Genomic DNA, 25,528 nt, shown 5'->3' with positions numbered 1-25,528 from the left:
CCGACTTTGGACCAGCACTCGTCACTATTCTCACAACCAAACGCCGTGTCAACGAGGGCAGATTTTTATCTATAAGAGACTGACTTGCCCTGACCGATTGCGTTGGTTAGCTTCTGCGCCTACGGCAGTGGAGCCGATGGGGGAGATATGGCGCAAGTCGCAATCAGCAAGGTGGCCAAGGCGTTTGGAACCGTCAAGGTTCTGCACGAAGTCAGCGTCGATATCGCCGACGGACAGTTCGTGGTGCTGGTCGGTCCTTCGGGTTGCGGCAAGTCCACGCTGCTCAGGATGGTGGCCGGGCTGGAGACCGTCTCCGGGGGCACGATCGCCATCGGCGACCGCATCGTCAATCATTTGCCGCCGGCCAAGCGCGACATCGCCATGGTGTTCCAGAACTACGCGCTCTACCCGCACAAGACCGTCGAGCAGAACATGGCCTTTGCCCTCAAGCTGCGGAAAACCGATCCGGCGGTGGTCGCCGAGCGGGTCAAGCGCGCCGCCGACATCCTCGACCTCAATCCCTACCTGAAGCGCTATCCCCGGCAGCTTTCCGGCGGCCAGCGCCAGCGCGTGGCGATGGGCCGCGCCATCGTGCGCAACCCGCAGGTGTTCCTGTTCGACGAGCCGCTGTCCAACCTCGACGCCAAGCTGCGCGTGCAGATGCGCACCGAGATCAAGGAATTGCACCAGCGGCTGAAGACCACCACCATCTACGTCACCCACGACCAGATCGAGGCCATGACGATGGCCGACAAGATCGTCGTCATGCGCGACGGCCGCATCGAGCAGGTCGGCGCGCCGCTGGAACTGTTCGACCGGCCGGCCAATCTTTTCGTCGCCGGCTTCATCGGCTCGCCTTCGATGAACCTACTCAAGGGCACCATGCGCAAGGGCGGCAAGGCCGGCGTCGAGATATCAGGCTCGCTGTTCCCGGTTGCATCGGACAATGCCGCGCAGGACGGGCAGGCCGTCGTCTACGGCGTGCGGCCGGAACACCTCGAGATCCACCCCGACGGCGTGCCGGCGAGGATTTCGGTGGTCGAGCCGACCGGCTCGGAAACGCTGGTGTTCCTGCGCTTCGGCGACGGTGAGATGGTGGCGCTGTTTCGCGAACGCCACGACTTCAAGCCCGGCGACATGCTCACCCTGAAGCCGCGGCTCGACCAGATCCATCTTTTCGACGCCGAGACCGGCAAGCGTCTCTGACCTTCAACGACATTACGAGGAATATTATGCTCAAAGGGATCGATCCGTTGCTCAATGCCGATGTGCTGCAGGCATTGCGGGCGATGGGCCATGGCGATGATTTGATCATCGCCGATACCAATTTTCCGGCCGATTCGGTGGCGCGCCAGACCGCGCTCGGCCGACTGCTGCGCATCGATGCGCCGGCCGCCGACGTGGCCAAGGCCGTGCTGTCGCTCTACCCGCTGGACACGTTCGTCGACGATGCCGCGGCGCGCATGGAGATCGTCGGCAAGCCCGACGAGATCCCGCGCGTGCAGAAGGAAGTGCAGAAGGAAATCGACAAGGCCGAAGGCAAATCATGGCCGATGATCGCGGTCGAGCGCTACGCTTTCTACGAGCGCGCCAAGCAGGCCTATTGCGTCATCCAGACCGGTGAGCGCCGCTTCTATGGCTGCTTCGCCTTCCGCAAGGGCGTTGTGCCGCCGGATGCGGAGTAGCGGCATGGTCTCGGGCAAGCCTGTCGTCATCCTTGGCGTGTTCGTCGCCGACACCGCCTACCGCGCCGACCGCCAGCCGCGCATGGGCGAGACGATCCTCGGCAACTCGTTCAAGCTGGGGCCGGGCGGCAAGGGCTCGAACCAGGCGGTCGCCGCCGGCAAGCTCGGCGCCGACGTCACCTTCCTCACCCGCCTCGGCGTCGATCCCTTCGCCGACATGGCGAGGCAGACCTGGGCCGGCGCAGGCGTCAAGGATGCCGTGATCGACACGCCGGAAAGCTACACCGGCGCTGCCTACATCTTCGTCGAGGAGACGACCGGCAACAACGCCATCATCGTCAGCCCCGGCGCGGCGATGCTGATTTCGCCGGCCGATATCGAAGCCAATGCCGGGCTGATCAGCAGCGCCGGCGTCTTCGTCACCCAGCTGGAACAACCGATCGATGCCGCGCTGCGGGCGCTGGAGATCGCGCGCGGGGCAGGGGTGACGACCATCCTCAACCCGGCCCCGGCGGCAAAACTTCCCGACCGCATCTACACGCTGTGCGACTATCTCACGCCCAACGAGACGGAGACGGAGGAATTGACCGGGATGAAGGTCTCCTCGCTCGATGAGGCGCGCGCCGCCGCCGCAAGCTTGATCGAAAAGGGCGTCGGCACGGTCATCGTCACGCTTGGTGACAAGGGCGCGCTTTTGCACTCCAAGAACCGCTCCGAGCATGTTCCCGCCGTCAGTGCGGGGCCGGTTGTCGAGACCACGGGGGCGGGCGACGCCTTCAACGGTGGCCTCGCCGCCGCGCTGTCGCGAGGTGTCGAGCCGCTGCAGGCGGTGCGTTTCGCCTGCGCGGTTGCCGGCATTTCCGTGACGCGACCCGGCACCGCGCCGTCGATGCCGACGCTGCAGGAGGTCGAGGCGCTGCTGGCGCAGGCGACCTGACAGCCTTGTGTAGGCGACCGTCTGGGTTCGATCCTTGTCCGGTGACGATCATTCACAGCCGAGATCAGGTGGCTGTGCGAGCGTCAAAATCTATCTGGCTAAATCACCACGAAATCGGCGTTGGTCAGCGCGAGGTTTGCGGCCAGCGTGGCGAAATGGGTTGAGCCGCCAGCGGCACTGCCGTTGCTGTCATAGTAGAGCCAGCCGGTGTCGGTCTCGTAGATGATGTGGTCGTTGCCGTCGGCGGCAAGGCCAGTTGTGTTCTTGACGAACTGGTCGGCGGTCAGCGTGCCGTTGCCGCCAAGCGCTGCAAAGATCGCATTGTCGACGTGGATGGTGTCTTCGACCACAGAGAAGTCGGTGATGTGGTCGACATTGGTCGACGCGTTGAGCGCCGTGGTGAAGACGAAACTGTCGTTGCCGGTGCTGCCGGAGAGCGTGTCATTGCCGAGGAGGCCGTTGATGACGTTGTTGCCGGAATTGCCGGTGATGATGTTGGCGGTCGAGTTGCCGGTGCCGTTGATCGAGGCCGCGCTGCGCAGTGCCAGGTTCTCGAGCTCCTGTCCCGACAGGTTGAACGAGACGAAGGCCTGAACATTGTCGGTGCCCTCGCCGTTGAGCTCGACGACATGGTCTCCGGCATTGTCGACATAGTAGGTGTCGTTGCCGATGCCGCCCTGCATGGTGTCGGCACCCGCCTTGCCATCCAGTGTGTCGTTGCCGCCCAGGCCGGTGAGCGTGTTGACGCCCGAATTGCCGTTCATCGCGTTGGCCAGGCTGTTGCCGGTGGCGTTGATCGAAGTCGCGCCGAGCAGCGCGACGTTCTCGATATTGCCCGTGAAGTGGTTGCCATCACTGAGGTTGATCGAGATGTGGCCGTTGACGGTATCGGTGCCGTTGGCGCCGGCGGTGCTTTCACTGACGATATCGCCGGCATTGTCGACGAAGTAGGTGTCGTCGCCCTGCGCTCCGCTCATCGTGTCGGCGCCGCCTTTGCCGTCGATGATGTTGTCGCCGGAATTGCCGGTGATGATGTTGGCCAGGCTGTTGCCGGTGGCGTCGATCGAGGCTGCACTGCGCAGTGCGACGTTCTCGATGTTGCCCGTGAAGTGATTGCCATCGCCGAGGTTGATCGAGATATAGCCATTGACGGTGTCGGTGCCGTTGGCGCCGACAGTGCTCTCACTGACGATATCGCCCGCATTGTCGACGTAGTAGCTGTCGCTGCCCTGTGCGCCCGTCATGGTATCGGCACCGATGCCGCCATCCAGAATATTGGCAACATCGTTGCCATAGAGCTGGTCCGCATGGCTCGATCCGGTCAGGTTTTCGATGAGGGTATAGCTGTCGCCGTTGGCGTCGCCGGTATTGACCTTGTGATTTGAGAGGTTCGCAATGACGCCTGCGGCAGCGCTTGCATAAGAGGCCGTATCCGAACCGTCGCCACCATTCAGATTGTCCTCGCCGCCTCCGCCGATCAAAACGTCGTTGCCGAGGTCGCCACCAATGGTATCGGCGTGGGACGACCCGGTAATCGTATTGGCAAGGCCATTGCCAACGATGGCGATTTGGTCAGTGGAATCTGCCCAGTTGGTGAAAGTTGCGGTAGAAAGGCTGAAATTCAAAACTGTCGCATCGAGGTCTATGTGAAGACCATCGGTTAAGCTCGACCCTATATATGTGCCTCCCAGCCCGGCTGACTGATCGACCAGATGCAACATCTTTCCGCCGAGGTTGACGGTGCCGCCATTCGCCAATGCCTGTACCGAGGCGCCGTTTCCCGACAGCCCGCCGAGATCGAAAGTGGCCCCTGCGGAAATCGCCAGTCCGGATGAATCGGCAATCGATCCCGACCCGGACAGCGCCAATGTTCCCGCCGTTATTGTGGTCTGGCCCGTATAGGTGTTCAGGCCTGACAGAACCTGGGTTCCCGCGCCGCTTTTTGTCAGGTTGAGCTCGCCAAATACCGCCGAGCCGTTCGAGATCACGCCCGCAAACTCCTTGACGCCGCCAAGGGTTATACTGGTCGTCAAAGTGGCCGCTGTAACCGTATCGGCCCGGACTTCACCGCTGCCGGTCAGTCCGGCGATGGTTTGGTCGAAAGTGCCGATATTGAGCGTCGCGCCAGCTTTTACGTCGACGACACTGGTGGCGCTGAAGGCATGGTCGGCTCCCGCCCGCAATGTTCCGATCGCGACAGTGGTCGTGCCGGAGTAAGTATTGGCGCCTGACAATGTCAGGGTCCCGGTGCCGATCTTGTTTAACCCTGTATGGCTCAAGCTATTCGCGAAAACGCCCGAGAAGATGGAGCTGCCGGCCTCGTAGACGTTCACGACAACATCGGAAAGGCCGTTGTTGGTGATCAAGCCCGCCCCGGTTAGATGGTTCAGTTCCAGATCGAAGCCACTGGCGTCGAGAACCGCTCCGGCCGCGATATTGGTGTTAGCCAGCCCGTTGGTGAAGGACGCGAACGCCTTGCCCGCTCTCAGCGTGCCGCCGTCAATGGCAAGCGAGCCCGCATCATTGGCGGTGATGCTGCTTGAGCCAAAGTAAATCGTTCCCTTATCCGTCGCGCTGCCAAAATGCACGGTGGTCCCGGCGCCGCCGAGCGCCGCGAAGGTACCGGTCAACGAAAGTGACGTGCCCGTCTGTGCCCTGATTGATGTTGAAACGCCGGCGAGTTCGATCAGATCGTTGGCAAGCGTCGCGCCGCCTGTAGACCGGAACACGCTATCGCCGGCGAACGTGATGTCTCCCGTTCCGAAAGCAGCGGCGCCAAACGAAACTGTGCCTTGATTGATCTGCGTTCCGCCCGACCAGTTGTTGGTCGCATCAGACAGCTTCAGGGTGCCGACGCCGGATTTGGTTAGGAGCCCTGATCCGGTAATCTGCCCCTGGACGTCGAGGGTCGTGTTGCCTCCGGTCGTCGCGATCAAGGTTGCCGCATTGAGCTGCAGCGTCAGCGACGACGCCAGCACGCTTGCCTGTAGATTGGAGGTCGACGTTACGCTGATGATCGCACCGCCCGCCTTGTTCATGATGAGCGAGCCGTGTTCGAGACTGTAATTCTCGATGGCGGAACTCGCCAGATTCAAGGTGCCGACAGTGAACGGACCTTGAACCGCCAGGTCGATGTGATGCGTGAGGCTGGCACCTAGATTGCCGAAATCCGCTGTAGCACCGATTGCATCAGGCACGCCGCCGGTCCAATTTGAAGCGGTGAACCACGCGCCACCTGCAAGACCATTCCAAACCGACATGCTGACCCCCGTCAAAGCTGATTCTCAATTGAAGCAGACGTTTTCCTGAGTCCTTGCGCCTGGACGCAGTCTTGGAATCCGACGCTACTCAGGGCCAGGGCGCCTTGAATTGACGCTTTGGAACCTGCCTTGTGCCGCCCACTAGGCCTGGCGTGTCGCAATGTCGTCACCCGAAAGAATGAGGTCTCAGAAATCCTTCGGCTTGCGTTGAGCTTTTCAGGGCCATGCTGGTATAGGCAGGGCGTGCGGTATCCCTGACTGACAAAAAGGGAAGGCTCTGTTGGGCAGGGGCGAATGTACAGGCTGAGCAACGAGTTGCTTTCGTCGATCATCGGCGACATCTACGATAGCGCACTCAATTCGGAATTCTGGACCGTCGTCATGGTCCGGCTCACGGAGGCCGTGGACGCCGCCTATTCAACCATCGCGCTGGCTGATCCCGGCGATCAGTATGGCCGTTTCGCGGCCCAATCGCCCTGGGATGCGGAGCAAATGCGGGTTCTGCAGCAGGACTACGGCTTCGAGGACATTCCAGGTCTGAAGGCCGTGGTCGTCGGCGACATCGACACACCGTTATCGACATTGTCGAGCATGACTGAAGCCGAACTTCAGCAGTCACCTTTCTACCTGAACTGGGCCGGCCCGCAGGGCTTGCGCGAGGGCTGCATCACCAAATTCGTGCACACCTTGGATCGGATCGGCCTCGTGAGCTTCACGACACGCGCGAGCAGGGGTGCCGTCACTGCGGAGGAGCAGCGCTTTATGGCGCTGCTTTCTCCTCATTTGCGCCGCGCTTCGCTGATCGGCGACCTGCTCGATCAGGCGCGCGTGACCGCCAGTCTCTATCGCGCGACGCTCGACAATCTTGCAACCGCCGTCGTTCTTACCAGCGCGGATGGCGCGATCCTTTATGCGAACGGCCGTGCCGAGGCGATGCTCTCGACGCAGCAGCCCATCTTTTCCAGAAACGGCATCCTCCAGGCACAAAATCCGATAACGGGCCGCGCCCTGCTGGAAGCGATATCGGGAGCCGCTCATGCCGATGCCTCGCTTGGCGCGCGCGGCATCGGCTTGCCCTTATCCGCGGCCAGCCAGCCCCCAGCGGTTGCCTATGTGTTGCCTTTGACCGAGGGGACCGCGCGCGCGGCTTTCCGCCCCGCATGCGCCGCCGTCTTCATCTCGACAACAACCTCGGCCGCGCCGCCCTCAGAGGCGGTGCTGACGACACTGTTCGATCTCACGCCGGCGGAAGTGCGGGTTTTGCTGGCCGTCGGTGGCGGACTGACCACGCAGAAGAGTGCTCTGTCGCTCGGGGTCGGTGAGAACACGATCAAGACCCACCTTGGCCGCATCTATGCCAAGACCAACACGACGCGGCAGGCGGACCTCGTCAAGCTAGTCTCCGATATTGGTGTGCCGCTCAGTCCGGGTGCCGTCCCCTTGAACATCGCATGACGGTTGGCGATAACGCGCCCGCCGCTGCCTCGGGGGCGGGCGCCGCCTTCATCGATGCTCTGCCAGCCAAGGGGTAATGATCACCTTGGCGGCCGGATCGCCGATGCCGCCAACCAAGCTGAGTTCAAGACTTTGAGCCCCGTGATTTTTTCGAACGCAAGCTTGTGAAGATCCTGCGCAAGGGACTGGTGATGCGCCAGCTTGTGGACTGATACAAAGCCGCGATTTGCATTCGGCATGCTTGCAGCGCCTGTTCGATCTCGTCCTTCTCGTTTCTTGTATCCGAAGCGGCGCTCCGTAGCTCGGCGTTGCGTTGGTGAGCCAGATCGAGCTCGGTGCGCAGCCTCGAGATTTCCGGCTGCAACGCAGCTTCCTTGTCGAGCGCATCCGAAGCGGCCCTCTGTAGCGCGGCATTGCCTTGCTGAGCCAACTGCAGCTCATTGTGCAGCCGCGAGATTTCAGACCGCAGCGTCGCCTTCTCGGCCTCGGCGCTTGCCAGCATCGGGCGGGTCGTTTGGACGTCCTCCCAGGCAAGCCGCGCCACCAGATCGCCGACCGCACGGCGCGTCTTTTCGCTCCAGGCCGCGGGGTCGACGCGCATCAGGCGCGCATACTCATATTGTTCGTTGCTGCCGTTCGGTATCCAGACGCGCAAGGCTGAAGGCCACCAGCCTGCTCCATCCGCGATATCGAGAAACGTGGCCAGTTGCGTCGCCTGAGAGTAGCGCGAATTCTTCCATTTGGCGCTGAAATGCAGGACGGTCGGGGCGCGGCAATAGGTGAGGGGATTGCGCGGGTTCTCGCGCATGATTCGCCGCCACAATTGCCAATCCCCGGCCGATGCGACGTTTTCCGGCCAGACATCGCGCGACGGCAGGCAATCAGCCCGATACAGGAAGCAGCTGGCGGGTATCGTGTTGCCGACCTCGGTGAACACCCTGAACTCGTCGGCCAGCTCCAGATTGGTCAGGAAGGGTGCTGCAATGCCATCGGTGGAAACCCACAGCGCCTGACTGTACGCAATAGCAGCCCCACCTTTGAGGCCATCCGCGAGGATCTCAAGATGATCCGGAAACAGCAGGTCGTCGTCGGCCGCAAAGCCAATCAGGTCGCCGCGGGCCTCGCGCAGCGCGATATTGCGGTTCGCGTAGCCATAGCTCGGCGCCTTGGGCAAATCGAAGAAGCGGATACGGGCGTCCTGAAAAGCTTCGACCACCTCGGCCGTGCCGGGCGCGCAGCCGTCGCCGACGACCAGGAGTTCAAAGTCCTCGACGGTCTGATCCAGCACCGACTGGATGGCCAGACCGATGACGTCGACGCGCGAATGCGTCGGCATCAGGATGGAAAAGCGGGGCTTGCTCACCATCCCTTCGCGCTGCCGAAATCATAGGGAATGAGATCGGTGTCGATGGGCAGTCGGTACTTGTCGGGATTTGAGTGGTCGTACTGTATCGTTGGGAAATTGATGACCAGCACTTCGGACGTTCCGATGTTTCGGTCGGCATGCCAGACAAACTTCGGAATATTGACCAGGCGTGGACGGCTGCCGGAGAGGTAAACCTTCGAAATCTTGCCATATGTGCTGGATTCGGGGCGAGGGTCATAAAGGACCAGTTCCAACTCGCCGCTGATCACAAAATAGCGGTCTTCATGCAGCTTGTGCAGGCCCCAGCCCTTCACCACTCCGGGGCGAATTGTGAAGATGTAGGAGAAGACCAGCGGGTCGGCGTGCCAGCCCCAGCGCGGGTCGTAGACCTCCGTGACGCTGCCGCGGTCATCATTGTGCCGGATGCTGTCGAAAAACGTCATGCCGTCTACCAGGGGCGCAATGCTGTGCCGCTGCTCGTCGAGGGTCCGTTGATCCCGCTGAGCCGCGGCCAGTGTGGATTCGAGAATAGTTGGGCGGATCCCGGAATGATCGCTCATGAACAAAGCCCCCGTTATTTTGATCGAGTCGGATCGGACTAACTCCCACAATTTTCGCTGGATGTCCTGACCGGACCACCAGCTTCGCATCGCGACGACGACTTTTTTCGGGCGCAGTGCGAAGTTCTGGGCGCGTGGAGCGGCCAGACTTGCCGTTGCAAGCGTGTCAGTTGATCGGAATCTGGATCGGGTGGGCCGATGTCCTGAAGGCAATGGCCGGCAAGTCGAGATGGTCCGCCGAGTGGACGAGGCACGACGCGTAGGGCGGAAAGCGCTTCGCAGAAACCTCTCGATCTAGAGTTAATGCCCATCACGGATTTGTTACGTGCATACTTGCTAATAAAGGATCACATAATAAAGGATCGCAAGATTGGAGCTATACTTTACCGCTCAGAAATTCGCCGAAGCTTGGTGGGGGTCCACGACTCAAAAATCGTCATGTCGCCGCGAAAAATGACCATTTGGGATGGGGGGCAGTATGGGCAATGTCTTCTTTGCCGCGCAGGGTGACAGCGGTTGGGGCCTCTATGAATCCGATGGCACTACCTCGGGTACGAAACTAGTACACCTCTACTTAAACCCGTTCGATAGCCAAGCAAGCGGTATACAGCAGTTGTTCGCAATCGACGGGGGCGCCTTCGTCACAGATACCAATAACATTCCGATTACAGATTTCTATTCCGAGACTGCGCAACTTTCTGCATCCTTTCAGTTGGGGGGGCAGGAAAAATTCTCCGATGGTACGCGACTGTATAGCCATGTCTACAACGGGCAGGACCCAGGCGGAAATCCAAATTACATATACGCAAGTGATGGGACAGTCGCCGGCACCAAGTCATTGCTTAATTTACCTGGAACGACGGCAAACCTTTTTGAATTTTTTACGTTTAATCAAAGTACATACGTTCAATACGACGACGTGGCCCTCAACGAGACTTTTGTCTATAGACTGAATGCGAATGACAGCACGCTTGCGTTCAGCTTTTCGAGCACCGGCCCCAATAATTCCCATGGGGTAGCATCATCCTTCTTCCAACTCGGCAGTAAGGTGATCTTCACCAACCAGACGGGAGCAAATGGCGAAGAGCCATGGATTTCCGACGGCACCTCGCAAGGAACGCATCTCCTCCTGGACGTCCGTCCGGGAGCGATCGGATCGATGGTCACCGCCGGTCCCAACCTTTCCCACGCTTTCGTGGCCCTGGGTAACAAGGCGTTCTTCGTCGCAAACGACGGCACGCATGGAAGTGAGCTTTGGGTCACCGACGGAACCGGTCCAGGGACACATCTTCTGGTGGACACGGCTCCACTAGGAAATGACGGTGTCGTTGCAATCGAGGATCGCTCCGCGGTGGTCAACGGCAAATTCTATTTCCTGCAGGTCAAGCCCGGCGCGTTTCTCGGCCTCACCGGTTATGATTTCTGGCGCACGGACGGGACCAGTGCTGGAACGCAGGCGGTCAGTATGACCTATATGGGGCATGCTATCCACGCTATACCGTCTGACATCGGCACACTTGGCAACAAGATCTTCTTTGAGGGCTTTCAGGACAGCAACCAAGGAATGTCGGCGCTCTATACTTATGATACCCAGACCGGTGTTACGCAACTTGTGAAGGATATCGATACGGTAAGCGATGTTGCCCTAAATGGTTCGCAATATGACAACATTTCAGGCTACACGCAGCTTGGAAACAGGCTGATCTTTCATGCCACCGATTTTGTGGGTGGCGATGTCAACACGAACAACCGCGTTGTCAACGATGAACTCTGGATTACCGACGGAACGACTGCCGGCACCCACAAAATCAGCGAAATCCAAACCGGTGAGCAGGGGTCGTCTCCCATTTTCCTCACCGTCGTAGGGGATGCTCGCACGTCCGGCTTGGACGATGTCGTTCATTTGTCTGGCAACGAGCATTATATCGACGGTGGCGCGGGATCCGACACGCTCTATGGCACGCCGCTGGCTGACACGCTGGTCGGGGGTACAGGCAGCGATCACCTTTACGGAGGGGCCGGCGACGACACTTACTTCATTGACAACGTCGGCGATCAGGTGATCGAGGCCAACGGCCAGGGCGTCGACAATGTTCAGGCCTATGTGAGTTTCAATCTCTCCGGCCAGGAGTTGGAGAACCTGGCGCTGCGCAGTGCCGCGTCCATCAATGGCACCGGCAATTCCACCGCGAACATCATCACTGGCAACAGCGGCAACAACATCATCGATGGCCTTCTTGGCGCCGACACGATGAGCGGAGCTCAAGGCAACGACACCTATTTTGTCGACAATGCCGGCGATCATGTCATCGAGCTCAATGGCCAGGGTACCGATACGGTCAACAGCTCCATCTCCTTCAATCTCTCCGGCCAGGAGCTGGAAAATCTGACGCTGACTGGATCGGCGAATATCAACGGCACTGGCAACCAGATTGACAACATTCTCAACGGCAACGCTGGCGTCAACACGCTGATCGGGCTTGGCGGCAACGATACGCTGGACGGCAAGGCCGGCGCCGACGCCATGCAGGGCGGCATCGGCAACGACACATACTTCGTCGACAATGCTGGCGATGTCGTCAGTGAAAGCACCGCCGGCGCCGACGGCAACGATATCGTCAACAGCTATATCTCGATCAGCCTTAGCGATGGCAACCACTTCACGGGCAATATCGAGAATGTCGCATTGCGCAGTGCAGCCTCGATCAACGCCACCGGCAACAGCCTGGCCAATGCGCTGAACGGCAATTCGGGCGTCAACACGCTCATCGGCCTTGGCGGCAATGACACGCTGGACGGCAAGGAAGGCGCCGACACCATGCAGGGCGGCATCGGCAACGACACCTACTTCGTCGACAACGTCGGCGATATCGTCAGTGAAAGCACCGCCGGCGCCAACGGCACCGATATCGTCAATGGCTATATCTCGATCAATCTCAGTGACGGCAACCACTTCACGGGCAACATCGAGAACGTGGCACTCCGGAGTGCGGCCTCGATCAATGCCACCGGCAATTCGATCGCCAACATCATCACCGGCAATTCGGGTGCCAACGTCATCAATGGCCTCGGCGGCAACGACACGTTATCCGGCAGCACGGGGCATGATAGCTTCGTCTTCACCACGGCGCTCAACGCCTCGACCAATGTCGATACCATCACTGACTTCTCGGTGGTTGACGACACCATACAGGTCGACAACGCCATCTTCGCAGCGCTTGGCGCCAATGGAACACTCAGCGCCGACCAGTTTGTCGCCAACGCGTCGGGCGCCGCCACCACTGCGAAGGAGCACATCATCTACGAAACGGACACGGGCTGGCTTTACTACGACAGCAACGGCGGTGCCGCTGGCGGCTCAACCCATTTCGCTACGCTGGCCGCCAACCTAGCGGTGACCAACGCCGATTTCGTCGTCGTGTGAATAAAGCCCGCCGCCGGGGGAATTGGTGCGGGCTTCCCGGTGGGATGGGCTGAAGGCAGCTTCAAACCCATGTGAAGGTGGGTGCGGACTTCACTCGGTGTTCCGGCGCCGTCGAGGCCAACGCAGGCGGCGCTTCGGCCGGAGCGATTTCCGCCAAGATGGGCAATTCGAATCGACGAGAACAGGGCGCTGCAGAAGGCCTATCTGGCCAGCGTTCGTTCCGCCGATGCCATCCGCCGCAAGGGCAGAAAGCTGTTCGGCCAGGAGCGGAATGAATGCAAAAAGTTCAAACTCTCCGGAAAATGAGAGTTGAAACTTTTCAAGGGGCGGTAGCTAACCCCTTGAAATAAATGGCGCGAGTGACGGGGCTCGAACCCGCGACCTCCGGCGTGACAGGCCGGCACTCTAACCAACTGAGCTACACCCGCGCATTGACGAGCACGTGTCAGCCGTGTTCGTCGTTGGGGCGCTGGATAAGGGGTTCGCCACCGGGTGTCAAGCGTGGCAAGACAGCATAACAGCAAACAGGAGAAGGTTTTTTGACAGCCGGCGTTTTGTTGGCAAAACCGGTCTCCAACCAGGGCGTCCCCAGCTCATTTGACCTTGCGAAGCCGACCTCGACAGCTTAAAGGTCCCGCCCGGAGCGGGCGATTAGCTCAGTTGGTAGAGCGCTTCGTTTACACCGAAGATGTCGGCGGTTCGAGCCCGTCATCGCCCACCACCAACCTTTTGATTTTCTTATACTTTTTCATAGATCTACCCTGTTTTACGAAGTGGTCTGTCGGTTCACTGAACCTGGAGCTCTAGCGAAGCGGTCAATTTCCGCAGGTATTCCGGGCTGTAGCGGGCATAAACCCGATATGTCATTGCGGTGTTTGAGTGACCCAGAAACTGGGCAACAGCCTCCATTGGGTGGCCATCTTCGACGAGCCAGACGGCAGCCGAATGCCTCAGCATGTGGGGCGAAGCATCGGGCCTTCCGATCTTGGTTCCGGCCGTCTTGATGCCCTTCTTGATCGACAGGATCTTGTCGCCGGCCCACTCCAGAACGTAGGGAGTCAAAGCGCCTTCCTGAGCCTCTTGCAGGGCCGCGAGCAAGCCATCATTGATCGGCACGGTGGCGCGTCCCTTGCGGTGCGCCTTGTCGAATGGATTGCGCAGCTGGATCATGCGCCGGTCGAAGTCGACACGATCCCAGGTCAGCTGCAGGGCAGCGCCCACTCTGGCTCCGGTGGCGATCATCAGCTGGATGGCCAGCTTGATGTGCGCCGAGTTTGCGGCGGCCAGGAGCTGGGTGACCTCCGGCCGGGTGAGATATCCCTCCTTTGGATCGGGCTTGGCGGGACGCTCGATGTCGGGCGCAAACGGGATTAGCCGCTGCTTACGCGCCCAGACCAGGACCGAGCGAAGGTGGCCCAGCTCCGTATGGATCGAGCCATCCTTCTTGTTGTCCTTGCGCCGTGCCGCGGTATAGGCGCGGCAGTCGGCGAGCGTCACCGCTTCGCCTTCCTTGTCGGCAAAGAACGGAGCCAGGGCCTTCCAGGTGTAGCTCATCGTCGTGACGACTGATCGGCCTGCCTTGTCTATGCAGTAGGCCGTCCAGAGATCCTTGACAGCGGAGCCTTTCGGACGTGTCAGTTCCGCATATCGAGCCGGGGCGCGGCGGGCCGCCTCCTTCCGATCGTCGGTTCCAAGTCGATAACGTCGGCGTATGTCGCCTTCGTACCAGGAGATGCAAAGCTCTCCTCTGAGCTTGGTGATTGTCCATTCGGGTTCGTTTGACATTCGAAGTTCTCCACGTCCTCCCCTCTGATGCGCAGAAGCTTCCCGGCCAATCTAAATGCCGGAAGCTCGCCGGATGCAATCATGTTGCGCACATGGCGCTCGGAGCATGCCCACCTGTCTGCTAGCATCGCGGGCGTGTAGACCTTGCATTGGTTCATGGTGCCGTCCCCACGATGCCGACGTTTTTAGACATTTCGCCACGCCCCATATTATAAGGTTGCGCACAACAACCGATAGTCAGCCGATTAGCAGCCTGACCGACAATAGTTCTATTAGAAAGGGATATACGTTTGTCGACTTAGGCAAGCCAAAATTATTTTGGAATGGTTTCGAAATCAAGGGTCTAACGTTCCTGCAGCCCCACATTATATTGTGGGTGCGCCGACAAAATCCGACGCAACGCCTCAATAGCCCACCCCACCGACTCAAAGAGGATAGGCTTTTAGGAGCCGTTATGTTTATTGAAACCACTGTTGACTGAATGGCAGCCATCTCACGGAGCAAGCCCGAAGACATTCGCCACGCGCTCCAGGGGTGGGCGCCTTTCAGGCCAGTGAAGTGCTCGATCAGGTGATCCAGAGTGAGGATCACCTTGCTCGCTTCTGCGGCCTTTTCCTTGAGCAGGGCGTACTCCCGGGAGAAAGCCTCGGTGTGAGGCTTCTCCTTCATGCGGGGACCACCACGCCAAGCGTAGTAGTAGGTCTCCCTGGATCCGTCAGCCAACTGACACCTAACTCTGTGGATCCCTCTTATCTTGACCAGCACGAGTCCGATCTCCTCCAAGCGCGAGTAGAGCTGTTTGAAACTCCCAGAGCCAAGTCGCCCCTTGCCTCGGATCTGAATCTGATCCTGCTAGCTCAGTTGGAACTCCTTGGTGGTGAAAACGGTATACTTGAAATATTTGGCGAGCAAGCGCTTGTTCTGGCGAAACCCCACAATATATTGTGGGATATGACGCGAGCTATTTTTCATATTATTAAGAGATAATGGTCAGAAAATAACAGAATATATTATCTATATATTGTGTCTCTGTGGTTGACGCTGAGGATCGTTCGGCTCCAACGTCTGTACTTGTCATCTGGCTGGGGGGGTCTTTCCCGTCGTCAATCACGTCGTCTGCTTCCTCGCCGGTTGCAATACGCATGACGCGGACGGCATTGCCGATTACGTCGGCGGGCGTTTTTAAGCTTTAGGTCCTGTCGGCATTGCGCTGCCTTTCAACTTCTTGGTGGAATTCGCGGAGATGTATCTGAAATTCCAAAGCGGCCGTCTTTTTTCTCTCTGCGCTAAGCAGTTGATCGACGTAAAGCCCAACTGCCCATCCGACATAGACAGGTACAGCAAAAGCCAAGCTACCATTTTTGGCATTGAGCGCCGTCCAGAAGGCACCCGCGCTGAAGCCTGGCGCCATTACACCTGCATAAAAAGGTGGGTAAAAATTCGACCGACTTTTGGCCACCATCGACCTCCATGCTTTGCGCTAAGCGAGACACCCTGTCCTCGATGTCGCGTCCCCTCATCGTCGGTCGGATGGCTAGGGGTGGCTTTTTGCAGCCGCTCACCTGGACGCTGCCTTTTCGCCGTCAGCCCCAAGGCTGTTGGGCGGCAATGCGCTCACTGCCGACTGTCTGGGCAAGAAAATGAGCCCCCGGGTTGGGCCGAAAGCGGCACAACCGATTCCGGGACGATTGGGCCAGAATCCGCCCTTTGTGTTCCAGCGTAGTACCGGCGCTTTGCGCCGAGCGGATGCTAGAATTCCGGCTAGGTTGAGGTGAGGCCTGGAACCCATTGACAGTCTCCGCCGGCAGTCGCGCATGACCGGCCTGACGACGACTCGCCGTCAGCTTCGGAACAACCTGTGGAACCTAGCAGTTGCGCACAGGACGATTTTCGAAGCTTTGGTCAATAGGTCCTGAACTGCCCTCCTGCAGTAGAAGCACAAGTCCATCATTCGGGTGAGAGGTCAAGGTTTCGCATTTGCGTGGGCCATCTATCGCCCTGATCAGTGAATTGGTAGGATATTTCTTTCGTCGAAGGCTGATGCTTGTTGATTGGCAAATACAGGCGTTGGGTTCGACGCTGACGAGGGAGCGCAGCGCTCCATTTGACCCACTGTCGAAGGGCAGGGCATATTCACTGCAAGCCAGGTGATCGGGATTCTACGGCGGTATCATTCATTGTTAAAAACTTGGGGCGATAGCGGCCGCCCCCTGATATAGGGACATCCCCATGGCCAATTTATTAACCAACTCGCTCGCTAGAGCTTTGACTTATTTGCTGCCGCCCCTTGCCATGCTTGGCTTGGTCGAACTGGCCGGTATCTCGGTTTCGCATGCAGGCGGCAGTACGCCGACAGGCGTCTGCAACGTCGTAATCAACGGATACAAGAACACAATTTATGGTTACGTCTGTTTAGATAACGGAACAGCAAAGCAAGCTATTTTTGATCCACCGACCTTGTGGATCGGCGATGACCTGGCAAAGGCCCGCAAGGCATTAGGCTCTCGAAACCCCCTCGAGTTGCGATCCAACGGCGGCACAACCCTGTCTTCACCGGGCGCTCTCTTTGGCGTCCAGGGCGATGCCGACTACTCGTTTGGCTCCGACGACAAATTGAAATGGATGTCCGTTCAGGCGCAGTGCAGCGAGGAGAAGTATGACTTCGCAACCCGACCCCCAGGACTTGATCCGGCTTACGAGAAATGGGCGAGGAGCGAAGACGCCTTGAGCTTCGATATGGGCGAACAAGAAATCTCTTGCGACAAAATATTGACGGCCCTCGAGACCTTGAAAAAGCTCTTTGGCAAGCCGTCAATGGACCGATCAAAGGATCACGACGAAATCGTTACCATGCCCCCCGACAACTGGTTTTGCGACGAACTCTATGGCGGATCCGGAACACACCCAAAATGCGGTGATATCGGAAAGCTGCGGACCACCTGGGACTACGAATTCATTGGCGCTGACAGGACGACGGGGATTGGCATCGAGATTCGGCAGGTCGAGTATCATGGCGAAATTCAGTTCGCTGCCTCGTATTTCCCGCAGGCCCATCGTCAAGAGATTTTCGTCGTACTCTCCATTTGGGGCGACAGCGGTCGACCAGTAATCGAGGGGCATCCCTATGGCGGGATCCGTTTTTCCCTTCAGAGGTAGTCTGTTAACTCTGGGAGGCTGCGGCCCTAGGCGGTGATAGGTCGGTGAGGTCACCGAAGTCCCGCTGGACGCTTCGGGTCAAGCCCGGACACAATGTTGTCTAAACCGAAACTCCGCCCTGCTAACTCGCCCCCAACAGCCGCAGTATCGCTGTACACATATGCAAGTCATGCAAAAATGGGTCGTCTCATGTGACTTGTAACGCCATTGACGGCCTTTCAGCACGTCCCGAGCACTCTCTTTGTTCCATATTTTGATGCCCTCTGAAAGGGTCAGCGCATCTTCAATGTCGACGCCGAGATACCAGGCCGTGTTTCGATCTTGGTTTGGCCCGAGTAGGATCTGGCCTGCTCGGAGGTTGCCTCTTGCCTCAATCGTTTTGCTCACATGAGCACAACGCAGTGCGCCTGCCCGGCCAATGATTGGGTTAGGCAATCAGTCTCCGCCCTAAGGAATTTCAACGGTTTGCAGTGCCTTGATCTTTGTCGGAACGACAGTACAGAAATTGCAACTGGGTGTTCAGCTTCGGACAGGTGTATACGCCGACTGAAGGGGCCGGCGAAGTGTGCCTGCCCTCTTTCAAAATAACTGGTGCTATGACAAGCTGCTCACCGCCGCAGTTTCGTAAAACGGTCGCCGTTGTGTGAGCCTTGTGTCGCCGCTGGAGTCCGGCCATGTCCTACCAGAGAGATCGACCAACAAGACGTCAAAGCGCAAAACACCTGGTGCAAAAACACAACCGTTTTTTCGGGGGGGTAACGCCGTGCAAAGAACGCAGCATTCCCCAGCTAAACCCACGTTCAACCGAATCTTTCAAACTGATGGGTCATTCGTCTTCGGCCCCGAGTTCGAGGGGCACGTACTTCGGATCATTGCCGTTGGTGGTGGCGGCGGTGGCTCAAGTGGCATGTTGGTTGGCTCAACCGGCCGGGTCGGCGCTGGAGGAGGTTCAGGGGCAATAGTATTTTCTGAGGCGGAGATCTCGGGCGACCGCACCGTAGCTTGGACTGTCGGCAAGGGGGGGCAGGCTGGGCCAGACTTGTGGGGCGAGTTCAACGGAGCGCCGGGCACCGCTACTGTCGTCTATCCCTCTTTTGACCAGCAATTGACTGCAGAGGGAGGGTTGGGTGGGATATACGTTGCGACAGGTTTAACGCCAGTAAAGACCGAAGTGTCCGATTGGCCGGCCCCATCTATGGGCGGCAATGGTGGGATGCCTCGGGGTGTATCCGGTTCGGACGGTCAGTTGGATGTTAGATTCGTCATTCCACTGGAGGTAAAGGGCGGGCCTGGCGGGCGCCTCCAAGTCGACGCCGGCGCGGGTGGAGACGGTGCGAGCATTAATTTTGTGACGCCTATTCCAGGTACCTATTTACACGGGCGGCCAGGCGTCAAGGTCGCCGGAAAGTTTTCGGGCGCGGCAGGTGAAGCTGGGATGGTTGAGCTGCAGGTTGGAATGGCCCTTCCAGAGTTTCTGAAGATCAAAGACAATATCGTTGTTAGCTTTGCGTCCACCGGCTTGCCCCCAAAAGAAAAGGTGCCCGCTGCTGGAAAGCAGGACCCTGCAAATGCATCGTCACTCGATTTTCTCCTGCAGGAGCTTCGGCGCCAAAGCGATGCGCTTAAGGGGGATTGTCCAAAAGGCACATTTGAGGTTCTTCATAAATACGATTTCTCTACAATGGACTATCCGACAAAAGCGGCGCTATTGTTTTCGACAGAAATGTCCCTAGCCGCGTTTCTGCGCGCGCTTATATCTAAAGCTGGCGTACCAACGAGTATATGGTCAGTATTGCTTGCTTCTTTGATTCCTTCCGTTGCGAACGCACCTGGAATCGACTATCCACTTGCGCCAAAGCTTAAAGATTTAACCGGCGTGGAAGTTGAAGAGATGGCTGCGGCTTATGACGCCGCAGCAAAATTCATAGAAGATAAAATGGGAAAATCTGATGGAAGCGGTAAAGTAGACTTCCCTCTGACCGAAGCTACCATTTCGACAATTAATAATATTAGGGCGTATTCTCTATCGTTTCGACAAGAGCTGGTTAACCGACACAATCGTCAAATAAGTGATCGTCAAGCGCCGATTGATTTTTTTGGCGGCAACGTCAGAAGCAAAGAGTCGCCTCCCGCTCGCACAAATGGTCTGGGCCCAGGGCCTGCAAAAGCACCGGGAACGTCACCGAACCTACCCTCTCGTGGTGCCGGAATGGGCGGCGGAGACGGCGGTTTAAGGCGCGATGAGCCAACAGTCGGCGGCAGAGACAGCGGCGTTCCCGGAGGGAAAGGGGGATCTGGTGATTCTGAGCCAGACACAGGGGGAGGAGCTCAGGGCAGTTCCGGGGACTCAAGTGCCGAGAATATGGGAGGGGCCGGCGATGGCTCTGGCGGCGGGGGTGACAGTAGCTCCGGCCCCCGGGTCGATCTCACTATCCACGTCTATATCCAGCCCAACTAGTCTAATGGTACGCCCACACTTCGTGCTTTTCATAGCGATCCTGAAATACTCGCAACTTCCGTAGGGGCGTCAACGTCATCGCGCTAGGGGCGGGCGGACCCACATAGGATTGACAGTGTCAATACGCCGAGCCCGCAGGCGATTGTTGGCGGATCAGCTCCCACATTTCGGGAGCGGTCTACTACTGCAAGCGAGAAATGCCTATTGCCCCGTCCGGCGCTTGCGGAATCTCAACAGAAATCCTTCGTAAATGGCCACTCAGACCTGGTGAATGCAGAGCTGAAGCAAGGTAAACCGTGACAATCTGTTAAGCGGCCGCGATAATCTCTGTCGCTTCAGCTACCGTTTCTTTCAGTGCAATCATATTTCGAGCCTCTACCCTATTGTTCCAGTGCGCCTGGTCGACTACGGCCACGGATTTTCCAGGGTACGACGGCTTACCATTTACAACCGGACTAACCTGCACCGCCGAAATACCGTCAGCGTTCAACGCCACTGAGGAGCCCGTTGGCAAATGGAGCATAGCAAGCCGAATGTGAGGCGCGAAAAGCGCGCATATTCCGTCGAATCTACCGCGGGCAAACACCCCATTTGTGGCGTAATCCACAAAAACAGTTCCCTTTGGCTCCTCTGCTAACAGAGCCGAACGGATCTTGATAACTTTTTTCGGGTCGATGGATGCTTGATTGCCGTTGTGATCGGTCAGGTCAATGAACACGCGTTCCTCCTTTTTTCACTTCTAGATTTGGCAACACGACCAAGTTGCAATGACCAACAATCATCCTACCAGTGTTAGGCCAAAGCGCGACGACTTTGTTTGCTACGCTGAGTTTATGAGTCTAGGCGAACGCGAGGTCGTTTTCGTGCGTGTCCTGTTCCATCAAGTCCTTCGTGTGAACGCTTCACGCGCTTGGCGTCATCTGATTATCCATCGGCCCCATTTGGTAAAGGCGCGGGAAGGTCCGCGTGCTCAGCGCGTGGGTCATTGTCGGCCAGCGGTCGCAGCCTGATTCGCATCTTTGGTCGCGGCGCGGCACCAAGCGGTGTTCTTGAAACTCCTTCGCCATACGGTCGCACCCGGTCGAATGTATTGATGCGGTCGGCTCTCGTGGTTTCCGCCATTGCTTGTGCGAGCTGTTCGAGTTCGTCGGTATATTTGCGATAGAAAGCGCGAGCCTCATCGAGAACCGGATAGCCCAGTTTCTCGCGAGCCTTCCCCGCGATCATTTGGTCCAGCAGTGATTCGCTGCGATCGACGGCTGCCTCGTCGGATTTTCGCCTCGATGTAGCGAAGCGTCTGGAAATGTCTTCAAATGCAGCCATAACATTGCGGTACCGAACCCATCGGTGGTTGGCGAAAACCTGGATATTTTTGTTGCCAGTTTCGGGATCATGTGTCGCTTCTGGATCGAAGCGCGCGGCGATCAGAAGACCCGCGGCGCGGCCTCTGAAATCCAGATCGTTCAAAACCTTAGCGTCCATATCAAGGTTCAGGCCACCTTCATCATCGCGCAATGCTATGTTAACGACGCGGTCGCGAACCCCCGGTGCTAGAAGCATTTCGTTGTCGCTCCAAAACCTTGCCGTGTTCAGAAGCGCGGTGAAAAATTCTACAAGGCCGAGACCTGACGCGGCATCGAATGCGGTAAATAGCGCCGGCGAAAACTGGTTTCCCCTCGCCATCGAAATGAACTCCCAGACCCTCTCGCGAGGTTTCGGATCGTCAGGTGGGGTTATATCGGGCCGGTTCTTCGCGGTGCGCCGCTCGTCGTGCGGGCGCTCGATCGCTTTTTCTTCCGCATGGCCGCTGACTTCGGCTTCCCGCGGTTCATCGGACGCGACAGTCGGCGCTCCCGTGCCGTAATCAATGAGATTCAGGCAAAATGTCGGCCGGGACGGAATCGGGGAATCGAAAAAGTGGATCGGGAAATTCGACGTCAACCCGCCGTCCGAGAACCAGACCGAGCGCATCGGAATCTTCCCGTCGGCTGTCCTGCCACTGGCAATGTCGGGCGTGAGAAGCGGAACGGCAGAAAGCAGCACGGGAAAACTCAACGACAATCTTGCAGCGAAGACGAGCGGCAAGTTCTGTGGCTGGGGAAGTCTTATCCATCCGTCCCGACGCTCGCAGCGATCCTCGTATTCGCCTGCCTTATCCACCATCCACGTAACGATTTCAGCCGGGAAGTATCGGCGCAGGGTCGCAATGTCCGCGTAAATTGGTGACAGTGATTCCAGAAATGGAAGTTGGACGGTGCGATTGCGACTGATGTCACTGGCGATCATTGCAAGATCGATGGAGCGGGGTGCCGTCGGGCCGGTATCGCCTGACTTTGCGCCGTCCGTTTCTGGCGCGCTCCATAATTCGCCGAACGTCAACGGCGGCTCATGGATAGATCGCCCTGCGGCTGCCTGCACTACTCGATGCATCCATGGCGAAAGGCCTTCGAACGATGCGACGGCCCGATTGGCTAGGAAAGAAGGTGTCGATTTCCCTGTGCAGATCCCATAACCGTTGGCCCGCCACAGCGGCAGCCATCGGCGGATCAACACGGTGATGAGCATCACAAGCCACGTCACCAACACGAGACACAAGGCAGCGAACAGGCTGATCACAGCAAGAATGAAACGGCCGCTAAGGAACTGATCCACAACTAGCACGCCGCCTATCAGCGACGTGACAGCCATCACAACCGCGAGCGGCCAAGCGGAAAGGGATGCGAAGAGTATGCCTATGAACTTTCCGCTGAAGTTCTTAGCGCTCATGAGCGGCGCGACGAGGGCAAGCAAAGGCTTTGTTGACTTCTCGGGGGTAAACAAATGAAAAAGGCGCGAGTGCCCGTCAGGTGCGACATCGCCGAGGCTTTTGGGCATCGTGGCGATATCTTCGAAAGATTTCGGATTGCGCCCCGTGCGGCGTCCATATTCTGCCGCAGCTGTGACTGCCGCGGCGATTGCGCCAACAGAAGTACCCCCAATCGAATGAAACGAGTATCGGCGCGCGATCATCGCCACCGCGCCTGGATAGATCACGCCGCTTGTTACGCCGCCAGCCATGACAATATCACATGGTAGCAAGCGATCAGCGGCAAGCTTCTGGTCCTTTTGTCTGACTTGGTCCTCCACCTTAGCCCTCATTACCCGAACCAAACGCAATTTCACATGTCGACGCGATAGCGAGGACGGATGATAGTATCGGCGTCCTAGGTCACTTCCTATCGATTTATCTAGGTTCAGTTCGATTCAGATAATCAAAGCGCGCCAGTCAAAGTCGACCTCCACCCGTGTCGGCTTTTGACCTGACCACGAGCATTGTGTTCTCGGATATCTGCTTCTCGGCGGAGGCAAAGGAATGCCTCTATGGCCGACACGCGGCGGAAAACCTCAGGAGGCAAGCGTTCCGCCATTTATCCAGCGCACGAACTCTAGAACCGTTGCCACCGATGACTGCTCTTATACCAATCCGGACTTCTACCGGGCCGGGCCGATGGCCAACAACGGGCGGCTGCCAAGCCGGCTTGCCGACCCGTCTCGGCAACAACTCGGACGAGTCGGGAAGGACTTAGGCGCGAGCACCAAGAAAATAAAAAGCTCTATTATCTCTTGCCCGCTGCGGTGATCGCAGGACTGACTTTCTCCACAAAGCCCGTTAGATCTCGGGCGGCATGGTGAACAGAAAATCAGTGTCGCCTAAACTCGCCAAACACACCTTCGCTGACGGACAACAGACACGTGATGATCACCAACAGGCAGGAGATATAAAGTGTCATAAGCAGAAGATAGGACGAGATGACAGCGGCCCACGGCCAAAGCAGAGGAATGGCTTCGTCACAGCCATAGAATTTTATCATGTCAGTGGCGTTGGTGAATCCTCGATCGTTGGCTTTCTTAAGACTCCCGGGATTTGTCCACAGTCCGACTACGACCCTGTTTCCCGACAACTCGGGACTTGCGTCATAGATGGCTGCTGTAAGGCCTTGACGGGAAGCAAGGTATATAGGCGCCAGCACGATCGACGCCACGAATGTGGCAAGCGCCAACAACAACCATGTTCTCTGTCTGGCGAGCGTCCGGCGTTGCCGGGTTGCCGCGAGAATGACAAGTGTCAGCGCTAATACAATGAAGGACGCGATTTGCGAATTTGTAGTCTCGCTGCCGAGCCCGTTACAGGCTGAGTCAGGCAGAGGCGGAGCAACAGCAAGCAGCACCGAACCGAACAACGCAAGCAGCGACCCTACCAGTTGGCCCGCTCTTAGAATCATGTGAGAATCCATGGGGCGCATCCGGATCACTGCTGGCATCGATTGGGGGAGTTTTGGGCTCTCTTGCCGAGATATATCAGGTTGAGCGGCGGTGCCTGTTCGCCGAAATGGCTGGGAGGTTCCAGCATGGCGATCTCGGTGACCACAGTTCCAACCGGCTCCTCTGCCCAGATACAATACATGCCGTACATCGCCGAAAACCTGACGGGTGAAGACAAGCCAGCACGGCGGAACTGATTTGGATTGGTAAGATAGGGCTTGGAATAGAAAATCGTGATTCCTGATTGAGGCTTGGTCATCTTGAGGTCGCCCCATAACCGGACTTCTAGATCCATCTCCATCCGGGTGCCTCCGGCCGGCCGCGTCGTGCTGCCGAGTGTCTCGCTGAGGAACCTCGACTGATACTGCCCGTCGGCGAGAATGTCCTCCGCTGTGGCAAGAGCGGTATCCTGCAATTTCTCGCCTCGTGAAAAGCGCAACATCATCTCGTTCAGCGTTTTGAATTGTTCTTTGAGGTCCTCCAGTGACTGTATAGAAAAAGGGCGCTCCCTTGCATCGAGCGCGTTTGCCCAAGCCTCGGAAAGAGGTCTCATCGCCCCGATTCTTTGCGCGAGCTGAGGGTTGGAGTTAGTCAGCGCCCCCAGTTCCTGTGATGCCTTTTCGAAAGTCGCCACCTCGTTTCGTAGATTGTCCTTGAGTTTGCGGTCCAGAACGATAACCAACTTATCGCCGCTTTCGATCCGACCCCTTATCTCCGAGGAGCTTATTTCCGCATTTGGGACAAGGACAATTGGCCTTTGCGTCAGACCAATAAGATCTGGGCTGTTGTTGACCCGAAAAAGAAATTCGACGAGATCGCCGTCGAGTCTGAAGTTGCGGCGGTCCATGATTTCGCGGATTTGGGACAGGAGCTCTGCGGGTTCTTGTTTGACCAAAGCCACGCTAGCCAGATTTACCTTTGCGTCGATTGCCGAGACCTGCCTGACTTCTGCGTTGTCTTTGCTCACAGCCAGCAATTCGAAAGACAGCCCCTCTGGATAAGCGTCAGTTTCAACTGTGTGGAGCACGCCGGTTTCCTGTGCTTTGGCGCCACTGATCGGCATACCGCCTAGCCAAACCAAACTGCATAAGATCCATGCAAGAGAATTGAAATGTCCGCCTCTACATCTACTTGTCATCG

General features: G+C 57.9%; 18 protein-coding genes, 2 tRNA genes and 1 pseudogene. 10 read left to right on the top strand and 11 right to left on the bottom strand.

The features are described from left to right. The first annotated feature begins 147 nt into the window (after positions 1-147). The 3 genes from AC1DZU_RS15985 to rbsK are packed head-to-tail and all read left to right on the top strand — an operon-like array spanning position 148 to position 2,622. Positions 148-1,206: an ABC transporter ATP-binding protein gene (locus AC1DZU_RS15985; RefSeq protein ID WP_477286191.1), complete on the top strand. Its 1,059-nt coding sequence runs from the start codon at positions 148-150 to the stop codon at positions 1,204-1,206. Positions 1,207-1,232: 26 nt separating this feature from the next. Further along, positions 1,233-1,685, top strand: coding sequence for an RbsD/FucU family protein (locus tag AC1DZU_RS15980; protein ID WP_477286189.1), 453 nt, complete (start codon positions 1,233-1,235; stop codon positions 1,683-1,685). Positions 1,686-1,689: 4 nt separating this feature from the next. Then, positions 1,690-2,622 (top strand): ribokinase, encoded by a 933-nt coding sequence (gene rbsK, locus AC1DZU_RS15975; protein ID WP_477286186.1) that lies wholly within the window; start codon positions 1,690-1,692, stop codon positions 2,620-2,622. Positions 2,623-2,720: 98 nt separating this feature from the next. Here rbsK and AC1DZU_RS15970 read toward each other — a convergent pair whose 3' ends face one another. After that, entirely contained in the window at positions 2,721-5,819 is a 3,099-nt protein-coding gene (locus tag AC1DZU_RS15970; protein ID WP_477286184.1) for a beta strand repeat-containing protein, read from the bottom strand. Positions 5,820-6,197: 378 nt separating this feature from the next. On the opposite strand from AC1DZU_RS15970, the gene AC1DZU_RS15965 reads away from it, so the two are divergent. Further along, entirely contained in the window at positions 6,198-7,337 is a 1,140-nt protein-coding gene (locus AC1DZU_RS15965; RefSeq protein ID WP_477286182.1) for a helix-turn-helix transcriptional regulator, read from the top strand. 124 nt (positions 7,338-7,461) lie between these two features. Here AC1DZU_RS15965 and AC1DZU_RS15960 read toward each other — a convergent pair whose 3' ends face one another. Together AC1DZU_RS15960 and AC1DZU_RS15955 are read right to left on the bottom strand one after the other, a co-directional pair. Next, positions 7,462-8,703, bottom strand: coding sequence for a glycosyltransferase family 2 protein (locus tag AC1DZU_RS15960; protein ID WP_477286180.1), 1,242 nt, complete (start codon positions 8,701-8,703; stop codon positions 7,462-7,464). Next, on the bottom strand, positions 8,697-9,263 hold the full coding sequence (locus AC1DZU_RS15955) for a polysaccharide biosynthesis C-terminal domain-containing protein (protein ID WP_477286178.1): 567 nt from the start codon (positions 9,261-9,263) through the stop codon (positions 8,697-8,699). The genes AC1DZU_RS15960 and AC1DZU_RS15955 overlap by 7 nt, the downstream gene beginning before the upstream one ends. Positions 9,264-9,741: 478 nt before the next feature. Here AC1DZU_RS15955 and AC1DZU_RS15950 point away from each other — a divergent pair, with 478 nt between their 5' ends. After that, positions 9,742-12,687: a hypothetical protein gene (locus AC1DZU_RS15950; RefSeq protein WP_477286176.1), complete on the top strand. Its 2,946-nt coding sequence runs from the start codon at positions 9,742-9,744 to the stop codon at positions 12,685-12,687. A gap of 351 nt (positions 12,688-13,038) precedes the next feature. On the opposite strand, the gene AC1DZU_RS15945 is transcribed toward AC1DZU_RS15950, so the two are convergent. Beyond that, positions 13,039-13,115: transfer RNA gene (locus AC1DZU_RS15945), tRNA-Asp, on the bottom strand. Positions 13,116-13,332: 217 nt separating this feature from the next. Between AC1DZU_RS15945 and AC1DZU_RS15940 the strand changes: the two genes are divergently transcribed. Further along, positions 13,333-13,408 (top strand) — tRNA-Val (locus tag AC1DZU_RS15940). Between the two features lie 65 nt (positions 13,409-13,473). Here the strand turns inward: AC1DZU_RS15940 and AC1DZU_RS15935 are convergent. Further along, positions 13,474-14,421 carry a tyrosine-type recombinase/integrase gene (locus tag AC1DZU_RS15935; protein ID WP_477286482.1) on the bottom strand — a complete coding sequence of 316 codons (948 nt, stop codon included), beginning with the start codon at positions 14,419-14,421 and terminating at the stop codon, positions 13,474-13,476. Then, positions 14,322-14,600, bottom strand: coding sequence for a helix-turn-helix domain-containing protein (locus tag AC1DZU_RS15930; protein WP_477286480.1), 279 nt, complete (start codon positions 14,598-14,600; stop codon positions 14,322-14,324). The genes AC1DZU_RS15935 and AC1DZU_RS15930 overlap by 100 nt, the downstream gene beginning before the upstream one ends. A gap of 430 nt (positions 14,601-15,030) precedes the next feature. On the opposite strand from AC1DZU_RS15930, the gene AC1DZU_RS15925 reads away from it, so the two are divergent. Continuing rightward, on the top strand, positions 15,031-15,459 hold the full coding sequence (locus tag AC1DZU_RS15925; protein WP_477286174.1) for a hypothetical protein: 429 nt from the start codon (positions 15,031-15,033) through the stop codon (positions 15,457-15,459). 202 nt (positions 15,460-15,661) lie between these two features. On the opposite strand, the gene AC1DZU_RS15920 is transcribed toward AC1DZU_RS15925, so the two are convergent. Then, positions 15,662-15,934 (bottom strand): hypothetical protein, encoded by a 273-nt coding sequence (locus AC1DZU_RS15920; protein WP_477286171.1) that lies wholly within the window; start codon positions 15,932-15,934, stop codon positions 15,662-15,664. Positions 15,935-16,701: 767 nt separating this feature from the next. Here AC1DZU_RS15920 and AC1DZU_RS15915 point away from each other — a divergent pair. The 3 genes and pseudogenes from AC1DZU_RS15915 (at position 16,702) to AC1DZU_RS15905 (ending at position 20,086) form a co-directional block, all read left to right on the top strand. Further along, positions 16,702-17,628 (top strand): hypothetical protein, encoded by a 927-nt coding sequence (locus AC1DZU_RS15915; RefSeq protein ID WP_477286169.1) that lies wholly within the window; start codon positions 16,702-16,704, stop codon positions 17,626-17,628. 643 nt (positions 17,629-18,271) lie between these two features. Further along, positions 18,272-18,994, top strand: a pseudogene (locus AC1DZU_RS15910) (glycine-rich domain-containing protein); the annotation flags it as partial. Between the two features lie 69 nt (positions 18,995-19,063). Next, the gene (locus AC1DZU_RS15905; protein ID WP_477286506.1) at positions 19,064-20,086 is read left to right on the top strand and encodes a hypothetical protein; all 1,023 of its coding nucleotides are present in this window, start codon (positions 19,064-19,066) and stop codon (positions 20,084-20,086) included. Between the two features lie 307 nt (positions 20,087-20,393). On the opposite strand, the gene AC1DZU_RS15900 is transcribed toward AC1DZU_RS15905, so the two are convergent. The 4 genes from AC1DZU_RS15900 to AC1DZU_RS15885 form a co-directional block, all read right to left on the bottom strand. Beyond that, on the bottom strand, positions 20,394-20,804 hold the full coding sequence (locus tag AC1DZU_RS15900) for a hypothetical protein (RefSeq protein WP_477286167.1): 411 nt from the start codon (positions 20,802-20,804) through the stop codon (positions 20,394-20,396). A 206-nt stretch (positions 20,805-21,010) separates the two neighbouring features. Then, positions 21,011-23,143 (bottom strand): hypothetical protein, encoded by a 2,133-nt coding sequence (locus AC1DZU_RS15895; protein ID WP_477286478.1) that lies wholly within the window; start codon positions 23,141-23,143, stop codon positions 21,011-21,013. Between the two features lie 623 nt (positions 23,144-23,766). Then, positions 23,767-24,360: a hypothetical protein gene (locus tag AC1DZU_RS15890; protein ID WP_477286165.1), complete on the bottom strand. Its 594-nt coding sequence runs from the start codon at positions 24,358-24,360 to the stop codon at positions 23,767-23,769. A gap of 14 nt (positions 24,361-24,374) precedes the next feature. Then, entirely contained in the window at positions 24,375-25,451 is a 1,077-nt protein-coding gene (locus AC1DZU_RS15885) for a hypothetical protein (RefSeq protein WP_477286163.1), read from the bottom strand. Between the last annotated feature and the right edge of the window lie 77 nt (positions 25,452-25,528).

This window comes from Mesorhizobium sp. P2_A12, assembly GCF_056405075.1.
This window is presented reverse-complemented; position numbering and strand designations above follow the sequence as displayed.

Coding starts and splice junctions, on each gene's coding strand:
- AC1DZU_RS15915 (WP_477286169.1), top strand. CDS start 16,702: ATGGCCAATTTATTAACCAACTCGCTCGCTAGAGCTTTGACTTATTTG.
- AC1DZU_RS15955 (WP_477286178.1), bottom strand. CDS start 9,263: ATGAGCGATCATTCCGGGATCCGCCCAACTATTCTCGAATCCACACTG.
- AC1DZU_RS15920 (WP_477286171.1), bottom strand. CDS start 15,934: ATGGTGGCCAAAAGTCGGTCGAATTTTTACCCACCTTTTTATGCAGGT.
- AC1DZU_RS15885 (WP_477286163.1), bottom strand. CDS start 25,451: ATGCCGATCAGTGGCGCCAAAGCACAGGAAACCGGCGTGCTCCACACA.
- AC1DZU_RS15930 (WP_477286480.1), bottom strand. CDS start 14,600: ATGCTAGCAGACAGGTGGGCATGCTCCGAGCGCCATGTGCGCAACATG.
- AC1DZU_RS15895 (WP_477286478.1), bottom strand. CDS start 23,143: ATGGCTGGCGGCGTAACAAGCGGCGTGATCTATCCAGGCGCGGTGGCG.
- rbsK (WP_477286186.1), top strand. CDS start 1,690: ATGGTCTCGGGCAAGCCTGTCGTCATCCTTGGCGTGTTCGTCGCCGAC.
- AC1DZU_RS15950 (WP_477286176.1), top strand. CDS start 9,742: ATGGGCAATGTCTTCTTTGCCGCGCAGGGTGACAGCGGTTGGGGCCTC.
- AC1DZU_RS15980 (WP_477286189.1), top strand. CDS start 1,233: ATGCTCAAAGGGATCGATCCGTTGCTCAATGCCGATGTGCTGCAGGCA.
- AC1DZU_RS15960 (WP_477286180.1), bottom strand. CDS start 8,703: ATGGTGAGCAAGCCCCGCTTTTCCATCCTGATGCCGACGCATTCGCGC.
- AC1DZU_RS15985 (WP_477286191.1), top strand. CDS start 148: ATGGCGCAAGTCGCAATCAGCAAGGTGGCCAAGGCGTTTGGAACCGTC.
- AC1DZU_RS15905 (WP_477286506.1), top strand. CDS start 19,064: ATGGTTGAGCTGCAGGTTGGAATGGCCCTTCCAGAGTTTCTGAAGATC.
- AC1DZU_RS15890 (WP_477286165.1), bottom strand. CDS start 24,360: ATGGATTCTCACATGATTCTAAGAGCGGGCCAACTGGTAGGGTCGCTG.